This window comes from Paenibacillus sp. FSL R5-0486, assembly GCF_037975155.1.
Lineage (GTDB): Bacteria > Bacillota > Bacilli > Paenibacillales > Paenibacillaceae > Paenibacillus > Paenibacillus amylolyticus.
In genome coordinates this window covers 455,467-471,072 of sequence record NZ_CP150237.1, presented here as the reverse complement: position 1 = coordinate 471,072, position 15,606 = coordinate 455,467, and the positions used below count along the sequence as shown (strand labels likewise).

General features: G+C 46.6%; 16 protein-coding genes. 10 read left to right on the top strand and 6 right to left on the bottom strand.

All coding sequences use genetic code 11. From position 1 onward, the window contains the following. Window positions 1-54: 54 nt before the first annotated feature. The 3 genes from MKY01_RS02250 to MKY01_RS02240 form a co-directional block, all read right to left on the bottom strand. Window positions 55-237, bottom strand: coding sequence for a type A2 lanthipeptide (locus MKY01_RS02250; RefSeq protein ID WP_036616672.1), 183 nt, complete (start codon window positions 235-237; stop codon window positions 55-57). 276 nt (window positions 238-513) lie between these two features. Continuing rightward, a complete protein-coding gene (locus MKY01_RS02245) occupies window positions 514-1,896 on the bottom strand; it encodes a HAMP domain-containing sensor histidine kinase (RefSeq protein WP_036616670.1) in 1,383 nt (460 codons plus the stop codon). Continuing rightward, window positions 1,896-2,609, bottom strand: coding sequence for a response regulator transcription factor (locus MKY01_RS02240; RefSeq protein ID WP_339285200.1), 714 nt, complete (start codon window positions 2,607-2,609; stop codon window positions 1,896-1,898). The genes MKY01_RS02245 and MKY01_RS02240 overlap by 1 nt, the downstream gene beginning before the upstream one ends. A gap of 156 nt (window positions 2,610-2,765) precedes the next feature. On the opposite strand from MKY01_RS02240, the gene MKY01_RS02235 reads away from it, so the two are divergent. The 4 genes from MKY01_RS02235 to MKY01_RS02220 are packed head-to-tail and all read left to right on the top strand — an operon-like array spanning window position 2,766 to window position 5,559. Beyond that, window positions 2,766-3,683 carry an ABC transporter ATP-binding protein gene (locus tag MKY01_RS02235; RefSeq protein WP_036616824.1) on the top strand — a complete coding sequence of 306 codons (918 nt, stop codon included), beginning with the start codon at window positions 2,766-2,768 and terminating at the stop codon, window positions 3,681-3,683. After that, the gene (locus tag MKY01_RS02230; RefSeq protein ID WP_036673138.1) at window positions 3,683-4,432 is read left to right on the top strand and encodes an ABC transporter permease; all 750 of its coding nucleotides are present in this window, start codon (window positions 3,683-3,685) and stop codon (window positions 4,430-4,432) included. Before MKY01_RS02235 ends, MKY01_RS02230 begins: the two co-directional genes overlap by 1 nt. 12 nt (window positions 4,433-4,444) lie before the next feature. Further along, window positions 4,445-5,176 carry an ABC transporter permease gene (locus tag MKY01_RS02225; protein ID WP_036673135.1) on the top strand — a complete coding sequence of 244 codons (732 nt, stop codon included), beginning with the start codon at window positions 4,445-4,447 and terminating at the stop codon, window positions 5,174-5,176. 29 nt (window positions 5,177-5,205) lie between these two features. Next, entirely contained in the window at window positions 5,206-5,559 is a 354-nt protein-coding gene (locus MKY01_RS02220) for a YxeA family protein (RefSeq protein ID WP_036616662.1), read from the top strand. An 85-nt stretch (window positions 5,560-5,644) separates the two neighbouring features. Here MKY01_RS02220 and MKY01_RS02215 read toward each other — a convergent pair whose 3' ends face one another. Next, entirely contained in the window at window positions 5,645-6,901 is a 1,257-nt protein-coding gene (locus MKY01_RS02215; RefSeq protein ID WP_339285198.1) for a DUF445 domain-containing protein, read from the bottom strand. 333 nt (window positions 6,902-7,234) lie between these two features. Here MKY01_RS02215 and MKY01_RS02210 point away from each other — a divergent pair, with 333 nt between their 5' ends. From MKY01_RS02210 to MKY01_RS02200, 3 genes are all read left to right on the top strand, one after another. Next, window positions 7,235-8,062, top strand: a complete 828-nt coding sequence (locus MKY01_RS02210) for an aldo/keto reductase (RefSeq protein WP_076319554.1) — start codon at window positions 7,235-7,237, stop codon at window positions 8,060-8,062. Window positions 8,063-8,337: 275 nt separating this feature from the next. Next, complete coding sequence (locus MKY01_RS02205) at window positions 8,338-8,856, top strand: sigma-70 family RNA polymerase sigma factor (protein WP_339285196.1); 519 nt, start codon at window positions 8,338-8,340, stop codon at window positions 8,854-8,856. Beyond that, entirely contained in the window at window positions 8,853-9,704 is an 852-nt protein-coding gene (locus tag MKY01_RS02200; RefSeq protein WP_339285194.1) for a hypothetical protein, read from the top strand. The genes MKY01_RS02205 and MKY01_RS02200 overlap by 4 nt, the downstream gene beginning before the upstream one ends. A gap of 150 nt (window positions 9,705-9,854) precedes the next feature. Here MKY01_RS02200 and MKY01_RS02195 read toward each other — a convergent pair whose 3' ends face one another. Beyond that, window positions 9,855-10,316 carry a cupin domain-containing protein gene (locus tag MKY01_RS02195; protein ID WP_017691032.1) on the bottom strand — a complete coding sequence of 154 codons (462 nt, stop codon included), beginning with the start codon at window positions 10,314-10,316 and terminating at the stop codon, window positions 9,855-9,857. 257 nt (window positions 10,317-10,573) lie between these two features. Between MKY01_RS02195 and MKY01_RS02190 the strand changes: the two genes are divergently transcribed. After that, on the top strand, window positions 10,574-11,425 hold the full coding sequence (locus tag MKY01_RS02190; protein WP_339285192.1) for an AraC family transcriptional regulator: 852 nt from the start codon (window positions 10,574-10,576) through the stop codon (window positions 11,423-11,425). A gap of 485 nt (window positions 11,426-11,910) precedes the next feature. Here MKY01_RS02190 and MKY01_RS02185 read toward each other — a convergent pair whose 3' ends face one another. Further along, complete coding sequence (locus tag MKY01_RS02185) at window positions 11,911-13,524, bottom strand: glycoside hydrolase family 28 protein (protein WP_339285190.1); 1,614 nt, start codon at window positions 13,522-13,524, stop codon at window positions 11,911-11,913. 480 nt (window positions 13,525-14,004) lie between these two features. On the opposite strand from MKY01_RS02185, the gene MKY01_RS02180 reads away from it, so the two are divergent. Both MKY01_RS02180 and MKY01_RS02175 read left to right on the top strand, forming a co-directional pair. Beyond that, complete coding sequence (locus MKY01_RS02180) at window positions 14,005-14,733, top strand: amino acid ABC transporter ATP-binding protein (protein ID WP_051449904.1); 729 nt, start codon at window positions 14,005-14,007, stop codon at window positions 14,731-14,733. Between the two features lie 39 nt (window positions 14,734-14,772). Next, window positions 14,773-15,603: a transporter substrate-binding domain-containing protein gene (locus MKY01_RS02175; RefSeq protein WP_017691036.1), complete on the top strand. Its 831-nt coding sequence runs from the start codon at window positions 14,773-14,775 to the stop codon at window positions 15,601-15,603. Window positions 15,604-15,606: the final 3 nt, after the last annotated feature.

Genomic DNA, 15,606 nt, shown 5'->3' with positions numbered 1-15,606 from the left:
CAAAATCAAGCACATAACTGAAATCAGCTATGTGCCCGAAGATAAGAGTAAAAATTAACAACAAGTCAGCCAAGAAGAAGGTGAAACCGAATTATAATGACATTCATGACTTACCGTACAGAATACACCGCCGCTTGCTTCAACATCAATTACAGATACCGCACCTGTAATGACCATCAGCTCATCATCACTGATGTCCTCAATTGCTCCCAATGCTTCGAGATTGAATTGTTTCATTGAAAAAACCTCCATTCAATTTTTTTTATATGTATAGCTTAAAAAAAGCTAAACACCAAGGTTGAATTCAAGTCTTTACAATCCCAAAATATTTAATTTATGTAATTATTTCCTATATTCATCCTAGCACAATTTGCTATTTTTTGTAAATCCATTCTTTGGATTTTCGCGTCATTTTGACAAGAAACATTACTTTTACTATGACGATGACAAAATTGCGATAGTTCGTTGTTACATGTATAAAGTTTTAAACACCTGTCCAAGGCAGGTGTTTTTCTAAGTAGCAGGCAACTGCAATACAGCTCTAAACCCTTCCCCACTGTCACTCGTGAGAATAAGCCTTCCCCGATGAGCCTTTGCAATCCTTGATACCATTGGAAGCCCCAAGCCATGTCCCTGGCGGGAGGGCCGTACACGTCCTGCGGCATAAGGGAGTACCACCACATCGTCCAGATACTCTTTTGGAATTCCTATCCCATCATCAGATACCACAAATTCACAACATAAATCCTCCGCTGAACGGCTCGTTTCCAGCACAATTGCACATCCATCCGGGTTATGCCTGATACTGTTATGTATCAGGTTCGTTACTGCACGATACAGTAATCGCTCATCCCCCATAACCTGAAGACTTTCGTCCTGAACATGAAGCGAGATCGGATAACGTTCATCCAGGCCATTGTTCAAAAAATCCGACACGACCTGTCTTGCCAGAACAGAGAGTCGAATCGACTTCAACTGCAAGGGCTGCATCTCATACTCCAGCATGGACACCAAATTCAGATCACTGACCAGTGACCGCAGACGTTCACCCTGGCGACGAATAATGGATGCCTGCTGTTTTTGCTCAGCTGGCAAATCCACTTGCTCTTCCAACTCGCTCGCGTAACCCAGAATCATGGACAATGGCGTCCGTATATCGTGAGAAATGCCTGCGATCCAGTTGGATCGAGCTTCATCTCTCGCTTTAAGAGCATCATCCTTATCCTGAAGCATGCGAGATGTTGAATTGATGCTTTGAGACAGATCATTAAATATACCCTTGGTCTCGACATGAACAGGCTCTTCCTTTGCCAGCGCATGAATGCCATTGATCAACGGTCGAATACTACGGATTACCCGTGTTCCAATTAATACGGAGACCAGAAGAGCAAGAGCCACATTACACACCAATAATAGGATGATCCGAACAGGTAATGACTTAAGCCACTCTGCCAAAAAGTCGAACTGGTATTTTCCGTACGTGTTCTTGGGGTAGCCTACGACCAATAATCCGTCTTTACGCTCCCACACATACACCGGGTATTCCATAAGATAATATCGGGAGAACTTCGCAACATCCGTCACGTTATAAGAGCGCGGGATTTCAGCCGGAAGCTGTTCGCTCCACTGTACCTTACCTTGGGGATCAAGCAGCATCGCCCAAGCCTGATATGTATCCAGCAATTGCATTCCATCGCTGTCCAGCGCATATTCCCCCTGCTCTCCCTTGCTCAGGCCACTAGCCATCTGCTTCACAACCGCACCAGGGGAAGGCCCTTCATGAATTTCCTTGAAGATCAGCGAACCTAGCAGAATCAGATTGAATAGTAACAGCACCACAGATACCAGAATGGTTGATCCGACGAACCTTCTTAGAATTCGAACAACGCCATCCATTACCTAGACTCCTGAACCATCAATTTATAACCAAGTCCCCGTACCGTCAGCAGAAATACTGGTTTGGATGGGTCTTCCTCAATCTTCTCCCGGATTCGCCGAACATGCACCATCAGGGTATTCTCATACCCATAACTCTCGTCTCCCCAGACAGCTTGACACAAGGCATCACTGGTTACAATCCGGCCCTGATTCTCATACAACTTGATTAGTATGGCATGCTCCTTAGCTGTCAACGGAAGCTCCCTGTCTGTCCTCTGTACAACAGCGCTCTCCAGATCAATAGTTTGTCCACCCAAACGGAATACAGGCAATCTCTCCACCGTATTGGAGGCATATACCCGCTTCAGAATAGCCATAAGCCGGAGAATCAACTCTCTTGGCAGAAAGGGCTTGACCATATAATCATCTGCTCCAAGCCCCAGACCGAGCAGTCGATCCTCATCTTCACCACGTGCAGACAGGAACAGAACAGGCATGTCCGAGAATGACCGGATCGAAGAGAGCAAAGAGAACCCATCTCCATCCGGAAGCATCACATCCAGAATAGCTGCATCCGGCTTTTCAAGTCTGCATACCGCCAAAGCATTCACGAAGTTACCAGCCGTATAGATCCGGAAAAAACCTTCTTTCCGTAAAAAACGTTCAATCATTTCCCGTATTTCGGGCTCATCATCTACGATCAATATTTTCTTATTCTTCAATAATTCCATTGATATCACCCTTTTTATTATACATCATAAAGGCATTAATCCTATATTTTCCATTTCCATTTAAGGTAATTGTAAGGTTATCTTCAGCTACGAGCAAGAAGCCTGATCTATATTTAGAGCAACAGAGACATTAGTGAAATGGAGTTGAGATCAATGATAAACAGTTCCCCCATCGTGGAAACGCATAACCTGTCTAAATCTTATGGCGGTACTAACCGCGTACATCAGGTCAATCTGGCAGTTGAGACGGGACAGATTTTTGGCTTCCTGGGTCCGAACGGAGCAGGCAAAACAACCACATTAAAAATGCTGTTGGGTTTGATCAAACCTACCGAAGGCACTGTAAAGGTGTTTGGCAAAGATCTGAATAAACATCGCCCTTCCATTCTGAATCAGACAGGTTCACTGATCGAATCTCCATCTTATTACGGCCACTTGACTGGACTTGAGAATATGAAAGTCATGCAGCGACTACGGAACGTACCGAACAAAAATATTGATGAAGCTCTCAAAATTGTTCGACTTGAAAATCAAAAACATAAACAGGCCGATCAGTATTCGCTGGGGATGAAGCAAAGACTCGGTATTGCCATGGCCCTGCTTGCCTTCCCAAGCCTGCTTATTCTGGATGAACCTACGAACGGACTTGATCCGTCCGGGATCGGTGAGATCAGGGAATTGATCAAGTCCCTTCCAGGTCAATACGGCATAACAGTCCTGCTATCCAGCCACCTGTTATCAGAGATCGAACAGATTGCTACCTCAGTCGGCATTATCAGTGATGGCAAACTTCTGTTTCAGGGAAGCATGCAGAGTCTTCAGGCCAATAACAAGGCTACCATACGTTTTCAGACGACGGATACGGCAAGGGCGGAAAAAATCCTTTTGACTCAAGGCTACATGCCTACAGTCCAGGGCAAACAACTGGTGTTCGACTACCTTCGTGACGAAGAAGTCTCGCAGATGAATAAAGTGCTGGTACAACACGATATTCCTGTGATTCGTATCGAGGAATACAAGAAAAGTCTGGAAGGTATATTCCTGGATCTGACCGGAAAGGAGCGGAGCCTGTAATGAAAGCTCTATCCCTAGAGTATTTTAAAATCCGCCGCAAAAAGATCTGGGTCATGCTATCTCTTTTTCTAGCCGCTGAGATGATCTGGGCCTCCATGTCCATGAGTATCTCCATCTCCCGAAGTGCAACCAATGCGAGCTGGGAAGCCTTGATCTTCAGCATCGCTTCCATGAACGGTCTGTTTCTGCCCATTATATCGGCTATCGTTGTATCCCGCATCTGTGATATGGAGCATAAGGGGAACACCTGGAAGATGCTAATGACGACCAACACCGGACGTAATCATGTCTACACAGCCAAATACATATGTGCGAACAGCCTGATCCTTTATGGTATCCTTGCGCAAGCTGTGTTCATTGTCGGTTTCGGTTTATCCAAAAATATTTCCGGTCCGCTGCCACTTTCCCTGCTTGTGCAGTTCGCTATTGGCACAATGCTAACTACACTCGCCATCACCGCTCTTCAGCAATGGTTGTCTCTTACAGTACGCAATCAGGCTTTTGCGTTATGTCTGGGTATGCTGGGCGGATTCATCGGAACAACATCGGGGTTGTTTCCAGCAGGTGTACGTCACCTTTTCATCTGGTCTTACTACATGGATCTGAATCCAGTCACTTATATTTACAGCGCATCTTCGGGTACCTATGTATCGGGTATGCTGCCTGTCGGTCTTTTCTTAGCCGCCTTGTTGATGGCTGCCATCTTCTATTTTGCAGGGAATATTCATGCTTCAAGACAAGAGATTTGAGGAGGGGAACACATGCTGAGGAGCATTTCCGCAGAATGGCTTAAACTTCGGCATTCCCGGATCAGCCTGGTACTGGCCATTCTGCCTATTATCAGTCTGCTTATCGGATGCTTTAACTTTTATTTCAATCAAGCGGCTTTACAAAACGGGTGGTACAGCCTGTGGACACAGGTCAGTTTGTTTTACGGAGAATTCTTCCTGCCCATCCTGATCGCTATCTGTTGTGCCTTTGTATGCCGCCTGGAACACAGCAATCGCAACTGGAATATGATTCTGGCTTCTCCAGTGTCAGTCACCAGCCTATTTGTTGCCAAGTTGGTCATTGTTGGCATATTGATCTTCTCGGCTCAAGCCTTCTTCATGCTCATGTACTGGGCAGCAGGCAAACTGTTCGTCATTCCGGGTCCGTTCCCGATGGAGACCGTCGTATGGAGCCTGCGAGGATGGTTTGCCTCTATCTCTATTGCTGCACTGCAACTAGGGTTGTCGATCCGGATAAGAAGCTTTGCGACGCCAATTGGCATCAGCCTTTGTGCAGTCTTTCTGGGACTAGGCATGTATGTGCTGAAAATCGGCATGTTATTCCCCTACTCCTTGTTAACTATAGGCATGGGCGTTCTGAGTCAAAAGGGACTGACATCCTCGGAGAATATCGTCTTTCTTTTCATGAACAGTCTCTTTATCCTTCTGTTTGCTACCTGGTCGATCCGCCGCCTGAAATATAAAGACATCGCATCGTCCTAAATTTACCGAGATCAAAGGAGGACAAGAACATGAAAAAAGCATTCACTATTCTCGCATTGGTACTCGTTATTCTGACTTGCCTGTGGCTCTTCTTCATGGACCCTGCTAAATTGACTCCCGATAACCCTGCCGGCAAAACAACCTACTATACCACTGTGAATCAGACTACAGTCAACAAGGATGACAATGGCAGATATGCTTATGAACTGATCGGCTATACAGACGAAGGAAAATCAAAAACACTAAGCTTCTCCACCAGTAAGCTACTCAAAAATGGGGCCTATCTGAAACTATATGTATCCACGCTGCGTGGTGTTACACACTGGGAAGAGGTCACAGCGGACGATCTGCCGGGGCAAGCCAAGCAGTTAACCTCTAAATAGAAAAAAGATGCGTATCTATATCTCCATTGATATTTGCATAACAAAAAGAGCCTTGCCCCATTACTTCAAGGGTGGCTCTTTTAGGTTATGCCAATGCCATCTGCAGCGCAGTCAGCGCAATCCCGATAACAAATCCGGTAACGGCTCCGTTGATCCGAATCCATTGCAGATCCTGTCCAACCTTATCCTCAATCATCGAAACCAAAGTGGCATTGTCCATTTTGTCCACATTTTCGCGTACCAGTTTACCGATTTTGGAATGATTTTTCTCCAGCAGTGTTGTGACGCCATTTACGATCTTGGCATTCATGCCTGTCATCAACTCGTTATCTGCCCGCAGATCAATCAATACCCGCTCAATGGCAGGCAGTGCATACGTATCTACATACTGTCCATCTTCCATCGCGGCGAGCGCCTTGTCTCTCAGTTCGGTGAGTTTGTTCAGCACCGTTTCCTCTGCGTTCCAGCCCTCCAGCATATTGTTCTTCCAGCTGTTGATTCCATCTTGCATAGCCTCGCTCATTGCCAGACGCACCGTCTGGGTACGTACCATATCAAGCACCTTGTATCTTAGAGCGCTGCCTTCACGTTTCATATCCTCTACCCGATCGAAGAGATATCCTTGTAAAATACCACCCAGACGCTCCTCGTTCATATAACCAAGGAACGCATTCATCGCAAACTGCATCAATCCGTTCATCTGAATGCCGCTGATGGCTTTCATGCCGCTTTCACCCAAAAACATGATCGTCTCGGGTTTAACCAGCCACTCCTCGGCTTGCTTCAGTCCGTAGTCCAGCGCTTTGGCGTCGTAACCCCGCTCTGTCATCTGGTGGGCAGCCCGTTCCAGAATCGGACCCAGATCAAAGGCTCCCGCTTGTGACTTGATCTCACGTGCCACGAGCGGAGCAATCTGCTCTAACGGCAGACCAGCCAGAATTCGTTTGCAGAGTGTATCAATCATCGTCTTGATCCCGTCACTGTGAAGCTCACGGGTCAACGTATCGAGCACCGTCTCTGCTGCTTTGAAATCTGCAATTTTCTCGGTAATGCTGTCTTTGTTGAGCAAGTTATTCTCTACTGCGGAGACCAGACCTTCCGTCATTTTATCGCGATTTTTCGGCAGCAATGCCGTGTGTGGAATGGGAATACCCAGCGGGTGACGGAATAATGCGGTAACGGCGAACCAGTCCGCAAGTCCACCCACGAGTCCCGCTTCAAATGATCCTACCAGCAACTTGCCCACAGGAACGCCCTGGAACGGCAAGGATGCAGCAAATCCTGCTCCCATTACCACGAGAGACCAGGCAGCTGCTTTTTTGGTTTGTTTAGGTTTAGCCATTATATTCTTGCTCCTTTATCGTTAATCGTACGGTCTGGTCTATACCCGATTCCGTACTTCGTCTGTTCTTATGTAAACTCTCCAATTACAAAGTCTTGACTTCCATATTTCGTATACTTCATCTTATCACCCACAAGCGTCAAAACCAAACCTCTGGTTGAAGAAAAAGGATAATAGCGGCGTTTACTTCGTAAATCGGATCGCTCCCTTTTCCAAGACCAGGCAGATTTTAGTATAATCAATCAAGACGGCCCTTCGATATCGATTGGCTGCTGAACAGCAGGGTAATTACATAGTGGAACAATGAATCAATAAGAGGAGGAATTTCGGACCATGAAACACGTGCAGGACACAACCACGCTCTATAACGGAGTCAAAATGCCATGGCTGGGTTTTGGGGTATTCAAAGTTAAAGACGGAGACGAAGTCGTTCATGCTGTCAAAACAGCCATTCAAGCTGGTTATCGCAGCATCGACACAGCCAAAGCGTATAACAACGAAACAGGTGTCGCTCAGGGTATTCGTGAATCTGGAGTAGCTCGTGAGGATCTGTTCATTACCACTAAAGTATGGAATAGTGATCAGGGATATGAATCTACGCTGGCTGCCTTCGAAGCCAGCATGGAACGACTCGAACTGGAGTATCTGGATCTCTATCTCATCCACTGGCCGGTTAAGGGCAAGTACAAAGATACATGGCGAGCGCTGGAGAAACTTCATAAAGAAGGACGCATCCGGGCGATCGGTGTGAGCAACTTCCAGATTCACCATCTGGAAGACTTGATGATCGATGCCACGATCAAACCAGCAGTTAATCAGGTGGAGCTTCACCCACTATTGATTCAGTCAGAGCTTCGTGAGTACTGCAACAAACATCAGATTCAGATCGAAGCCTGGTCTCCGCTCGGACATGGTCATCTGATGGATCATCCGTTGCTGAAGGATATCGCAGCCAAATACAGCAAGTCCCCCGCACAAGTAATTCTGCGCTGGGATCTGCAGAACGGCATCGTGACGATACCAAAATCCGTTACGCCTGAGCGTATTCACGCGAATGCTGATCTCTATGATTTTGAGTTAACTTCGGAAGAAGTAGAGCAGATTAACAGTCTGAACGAGAATAAACGCTTTGGTTCTGATCCAGACAACTTTAACTTCTAATATAAGCAAATTAATTCGATTACACCCGCCTTCGATCTTAGAAGAGCGGGTGTTTTGGTATGTGATGTTATAGGCAAACTATTCGTTGTTAAGAATGGAGGCGAGGCTCGTTATCCTCTTCAGGGCCGAAAGAAAAAAAATTTTTTTGAACGTTTAGAACTATTTCTTCTCCTCATCAGTCTAACGAGTGTCAAGCGAACTCAAGCACTTATATAGAATCCAGGCCTGGAACGAGCGGTGACTTGAATATTTAGGTTGATCAGGGGGGATCAGGAGTGATTAGACTGAACCATAGAAAGACAAAAGAAGAACAGTTCAGCGAAAAAATAACAGAGATTCAAAATAAATTATATCGACTGGCATACTGCTATGTTAAAAATGAACAAGAAGCGCTGGATATCGTATCCGAAGCGGTCTATAAAGGGTACATCGCTTATGGAAAGATGGAGTCCATGACTTATTTTGATTCCTGGATGTCACGAATTGTGATTAACACAGCGATAGATCATATTCGACGTAACCAGCGAGTGACCTATATGGAGGATCATGTGCAGGAGTTTGTGGCTCCAGAGCGAGGGGCGTCGCTGGAAGAAAAAATGGATCTATATGACGCACTGGATCGACTCGTGCCCGAAGATAGAGCCTATATTATATTAAAGTTCTTTGGTAATATGCGTTTCCGGGAGATCGCTGAAGTGCTCTCCCTGTCGGAGAATACCGTTAAGTCAAAATTCTATCGGATTATCAACAAATTAAAAATGGATTTAATTGAAGGAGAGGTTGGAGATCTATGACAGGTAAAGAACGTTACGAAAACATTGAAATTCCAGCTCAACTTACTGATGTTATTCGTCAAGCCCAGCAAAAGGCTGCCGCTCGCAAAAGCTCCTCCCGTATCATTCGCTACGCTTCCATTCTGGCAGCGTGTGCCGCTTTTCTGTTGATAGTCAACATCCCTTCCGTAGCAAACGCCATGTCCAAAATACCTGTGGTTGGATCTATTGTTCAGGTGTTGCAATTTGGCGATGGCGGCAAGATTACCGATGGAGTAACTGTGGGATCGGAGGCAACCGAAAATACGCTTAAAATCAATTTTAGCACCGACGAGCAAAATCAGACTAATGATGCACCCCATTATAATGTGGTACACAAAGAAGCACCGAATCGTATCCTCTTCACTTTTAGCGGTGCACGTTACATGGATATAAAGAAAGTCAAAGCCGACTTCATGACCCAGCCTTTAGTGAAAGATGTTTATGGTTCCATGATTTTAGACGACTCTTCCGTCGGATTCGTAGTTGTTTTAAAAGAAGGGGTACAGTATGCCGTAACGGAATTCAAGAACCCTGGATACCTGGAAGTGAAATTGACTTCCGACGGCAAACCGGTCACACCTCGGAAGGTATACTCTCTCCGCACAGAATCAATGCCTTTTGGAGAATCGATGGGTATAATTAAAGAATCCTATCCGGATGAGGACATCTCTTTCCTCAAAACGTCCACTGGTGAGTTTACAGCAGTTATTGGAGAATATCTTACCGCTGAAGAAGCTGAACAGAAGCTCAAAGAACTCGCTCAGCAACCGGATTATCATGAGGAGTTTTATGTGGACAGCTGGATGAGTAACGAGAATCCGAAGTGATTAGTTATTGCCAAAAGTGATGCTGATCCAAAAGGGAATCCTACATCCCCGAACTGGGTTAGACCTCAGCATACTTAATACGCTCAATCCAAAAAAATCCCGATTCGGATGCACTGAGCATCTCGGATCGGGATTTTCACATATCAAAACCTATTCGCTTTTGGATACCAGCTTGAAATCATCAAAGTGGAAACCTGGCGCTACTACGCAAGTTACCAGTACAGGCTCATCGCCCAGCGGACGCGCTGTCTGCCATACGCCGGCAGGAACGAGCACCTGTGGTGATTGCCCCGCAGCAATATCCATCCCCAGAACAAGAACTTCCTCATTCTCCGGGTTCTCCCCATTGCCACCCAGCTTCAGTTCAACTGGACTGCCGCTGTGCCACAGCCAAAGTTCATCGGACAGAACCGTATGCCACTCGGAGATTTCATGTGCATGTAGCAGGAAATACGTGGAACTTGCCGAGAATCGTGGGCCGGAGTATGTATCCGGCAGAACGGACTGAGGAATCTGATAAGATGCCTTCCATTCTTCCTTATACCAACCGCCTTCAACGTGAGGTTGCATATTGAGCGCAGCAACCAATGGCGATAATTCATGTGTCGTCATAACCTGTTTCCTTCCTTCCAAATCATATTGGAGACACTCCTTAACCAGAGTTTCGCCTCTCTCCCCCTACTCTAAAACATCATTCAAGTTTTGTCACCTTGACAGCACATAAGTGCCATGCCGAATTCATTCTCTCGGTATTTAACGATAGGATTAAAGAAATATTTCATTTCCAATGATAGCGTTTACAAAAAGATGGATGTTCCGTTATGATATGGATATCGTTGTTAATCCGTGAAGCAGAGGGGAGCTGTACCATGAGTCTCATAGAGGACCGGATTGGACCCAAATACCGAATCGGTGAACATTCATTTACCATTGAACATATGCGCAGACATGATGGGAATGGTATGCCACAACCTCACGCTCATCCATTCTACGAACTGTATTACTTACTTGAAGGTGAACGAGTGTATTCCATGAATGGTCAGATTCTGTCCGCCCGCAAGGGTGATTTTATTCTGATTAATCCACACGATGTACATACCACCTCCAAAGGAAATATTCCCGGCTTCGAACGGATATTAATCGGTTTTTCTCCTGCTTTTGCAACGGGGATGGAACTTGGCATATGTGGTCTGCTGCCTTTTAATTGTTCAAGACTCCTTCGCCTGCCTGAAGCGGAACAGCCCGAGATGGAACGTATATTGTGGCAGATGCTGCAAGAATGCAAAGAGCGACGCCCTCACTATGAGATCGCCGTAAGAAGTCTGCTTGCCCAACTTTTGATCCGTATTCATCGGGTAGAGGAGGACATCCGGCAGTCATGCCCCAGTCCCTTGCATCCGATGCAGGACAAAATCAGTGAAATCGTCACTTATGTGAATAAAAACTATACCGAACCACTTACGCTGGAGGGTGCAGCCAATCGTTTTTATATCAGTCCATCCTATCTGAGCCGAATGTTCAGCCGATTTACGGGGTTTCGGTTTAGCGAATATTTGCGTGTTGTTCGTGTCCGGGAGGCACAACGAAGATTGCTGTCCACACAAGAGCGTGTCCAGATGATCGCTGAGAAGGTAGGATTTGAGCATACGGCTCATTTTAACAAAACATTCAAACAGGTTACCGGTACAACACCGCTGCGCTATCGCAAGGAACACCGGTAGATCATCAGATATCCATAGCAGAGAAAGAAGCGATCTCCATGTCCATGAATGCCAATCTGCACAAGCAAAAAGTAATGAAAGAAGTTCAGCTCAGACACATGGTCTCCAGCATGAACAATACCAAATGGATCGCATTACTGGATGCCATCTATGATGAGCTGCCCTTCTGTCCGCCTTATCAAATTAAAACTGTATTAGAACAAGGACCCTATCCAGAAACATTCGAGGAGGAGGTCACCTATCTCGGGGACTGGCTGAGTCTTCAGCCGGCATTTTATAACGTAGAATGGGTACGGGTGAAACCACGAATGATCAAGCCCATTGGGCGATATGTAGAACCAGAGGTACTGGATATAAAAGCCGAGTGGGTAGCCTCGCTCCAGAGATTACGTACTCCTTATATCAAAAGGCATCACGATTACTGGATCATGGCTGCACCACTACGGCTGAATTGGACCAAATTGTATAACCCTACTACATACTTTTTATCTGCGAATGATCACACCACTTCGTACCTCGGGACCCACAGAGATCTGACGACCGTCTGTGTCTGCATCGCCTTCACGACATACAATGCCTGCGGACTCGTGTCCGGTCACCATCAGAAGTCGGCCATCCGCACCTTTTCCCTGAATGCTCTCTAGCTCCGCCCCTTTGCACTGGTGCAAATGAACCAACGGACCTTCGGTGATCTGCGCTTGCAATTCAGCGATATGCAGATGTTTCGCATGAGCACATTGGATACCACTGCGAGCTTGCACGTTGTAACGCTGGATGATCACCCCATCCAAAGGCTGTTCCGGCAATCCACTCACAAGCAACGCAGTGTCGGCACCCGCACAGACCACATCCGATATTCGAATATCCCGGAACACCGGCGTCTCTTCGCTAATCTCCTGAGATAGATCACTGCCCCGGGCAGACCCTTCCTGATTTGCATAGAAAAAGGAAAACGAGATCGCTTCCATAATGATATCTTTCATATATATGCGCTCAATCTGAATGTCCTCAACCACTCCGCCGCGCCCACGTGCGCTTTTGAAGCGAAGTCCAATGTCCGTTCCGATAAACGTACAATCCGACACACGCACATGCCGCACACCACCGGACATTTCACTGCCAATTACAAACCCGCCATGACCGTGATACACCGTGCAATCCCGAATGGTGATGAACTCCGATGGAAGACCCAGTTCACGGCCTTCGGCATCCTTGCCTGATTTCAGACAGATCGCATCATCACCGACATCGAATACACTATTCTCCACTACCACATGACAGCAGGATTCAACGTCCAGCCCATCTCCATTCTGAGAAAACCACGGATTCCGCACTCTCACGTTACGAATGGTGACATGCTCAGATGCCCAGGGGTGCAGATTCCATGCAGGCGAGTTCTGAAACGTTGGACCGTCCAGCAGTACCCGTTTGCATCTCCGTAAACTGACCATGTTGGGACGTAAAAAGTCTCTGACTTCTTCATAGGCAGCGACATCACGCACCTGCTCCTGATGCAATCGATTCGCGATGGTGCCGCCTTCAAGTGCAGCTGTGGTAGGCCACCAGATTTCTTCATCTCCGCCGGATTGCTCTACAACACCACCGGAAGCGACCAATTGGTTCCATTGTGAAGTGGTCATTTTGGAGCGTTTCACCGGACGCCATGCCTCCCCGCCCCCATCCCATATCCCCTCACCAGTAATCGCAATATCCTCCAGTTGATCACCATCGATCGGGGATTGGCAACGGACCACCTGCCATCCTTCGAAGCTTGATGCAATTAATGGGTATTGATCAAAATCTCGGCTAAACGTAACCAGTGCCCCTGCTTCCACATGTAGTTCGATCCGGCTACGCATTACAATCGGGCCTGTGAGCCATACCCCGGCAGGAATTACGATTCTCCCACCTCCTGCTTCAGCACATGAAGCGATGGCAAGTCGGAACATCTCCGTATTATCTGTTACGCCGTCTCCAACAGCTCCATAGTCTGTAAGCTGAAAATCCTGAGCAGGAATGACGGGCAAATTAGCTTCATAAGCTCGAACATCGGACTGGGCACTTGCTCCTGTCGACATTGGGGAGTGATATGTATTCATCGTGCAGAATCATCCTCTCTACATGTAATGGAATTGTTATGGGATCAATACATCGCTTTTACTTTCCTTACTTACGTTCAAACGGACGCTCTCTCGCTCCATCATATCAATGGCATGACGTGTAGGGTTGAGCTTTTTTGCCATGTACACGTGGAACTTGATGCTATTTGTTTTGTTAATCAGAGTCATAAATCAAACATCACTTTCAGTATACTCTATACAACTATTCCAAAGGTTGGAAAGCAACTAGGAGAATAGATTCATTTTTCTGTCAGGATTCGTCACAAGGAGTTTAATAACATGACAGATATATAACATATTTTCTGGCTATAGCCCTAGGGAACCCATTACTTATGTCATGTTTTATCACAAACCAATTGCCACAAGCAGGATGACTATGTATGATTAAATAACTAGTTTCAATTTATTCCTTATTATTCCTTTTACACACAGACGTTGCAGAAAGGATGGGGTGTACTCTTGATTGAATTTAGGGGTGTCCAGAAACATTTCGGTCATTTTCATGTCCTCAAGGATATCCATCTTCACATTGAAGAAGGAGAAGTCGTCGTCATTATCGGACCTTCCGGCTCCGGCAAAAGCACGTTACTCCGCTGTATTAACCGCCTGGAGACCATAACCGAAGGTGAACTTGTCGTCAGTGGGATTCCTCTACATCAGAAAAAGGTGGACATTAACCTCTTCCGCCGTGACATCGGCATGGTATTTCAACACTTCAATCTTTATCCTCACAAAAAAGTCATCGATAACATTACCCTTGCACCCATGAAGGTGCGCAAACAACCCAAAGAACAGGCAGCCGCAACAGCAATGAAGTATCTGACCCGGGTGGGCATTGCCGACAAAGCAGACAGTTATCCCTCCCAGTTGTCCGGTGGACAGCAGCAACGGGTAGCCATCGCCAGAGGACTCGCCATGGAGCCCAAAATCATGCTTTTTGACGAACCTACCTCTGCTCTCGATCCCGAGATGATCGGGGAAGTCCTCGATGTTATGCGTTCCCTTGCCCATAATGGCATGACCATGGTCGTCGTTACCCATGAGATGGGATTCGCCCGTGAAGTTGCGGACCGGGTCATCTTCATGGACGAAGGCCGAATTGTAGAAGAGGCCAACGCTGCTGAATTTTTTGACAACCCCAGAGAAGAACGAGCACAGCAATTCCTGAGCCGTCTGATTCATCATTGAGAATAATCCACTATTCCATTTTGAAAGGGGTCTTTATTCATGAAGAAATTATTGAAATGGCCATCATTTATGCTTGTCCTCATTCTCTCCCTTGTATTGTCAGGTTGTAGTACAGGTACAGATACACCTTCAGCGAGCGGTGGTGGCGATGCCGAGGCGAAAGGCACGATTGAGCGGATTAAGGAACGCGGCAAGCTCATCGCCGGTGTGAAATACGATACGAAGCTGTTTGGCTTGAAAGATCCCGCAAGTGGCAACGTTGAAGGATTCGATATTGATATCGCCAAAGCACTCGCCAAACAAATCCTTGGAGATGAGACCAAGGTCGAACTGAAAGAGGTCACTTCCAAGACACGTATTCCCATGCTGCAAAATGGAGACATCGACATCATCATCGCCACGATGACAATTACGGATGAGCGTAAGGAACAGGTAGATTTCAGTGATGTTTATTTCGAGGCAGGCCAATCCCTGCTGGTGAAAAACGACAGTGCGATTACCGGCCTGGAAAGCCTCAGCGGGGTGAAAGTACTCGCGGTGAAAGGCTCCACATCCGCTCAGAACATTCGCGAGAAAGCCCCGGATGCTGAGGTGCTTGAATTCGATAACTATCAGGATGCATTCACTGCTCTCAAAGCAGGTAAAGGCGAAGCGCTGACCACAGATAACATCATCCTCATCGGTATGCAACAGACGGATAACAGCTTCCAATTGGTTGGTGGCAATTTCACAAGCGAACCTTATGGTATGGCCATTCGCAAAGGTGACACTGCCTTCGTGGAGGAAGTCAACACGCTGCTCAAAAGCATGAAAGACAGCGGGGAATATGACACATTACATGAGAAATGGCTCGGCTCCAAGCCCGAGTAACCC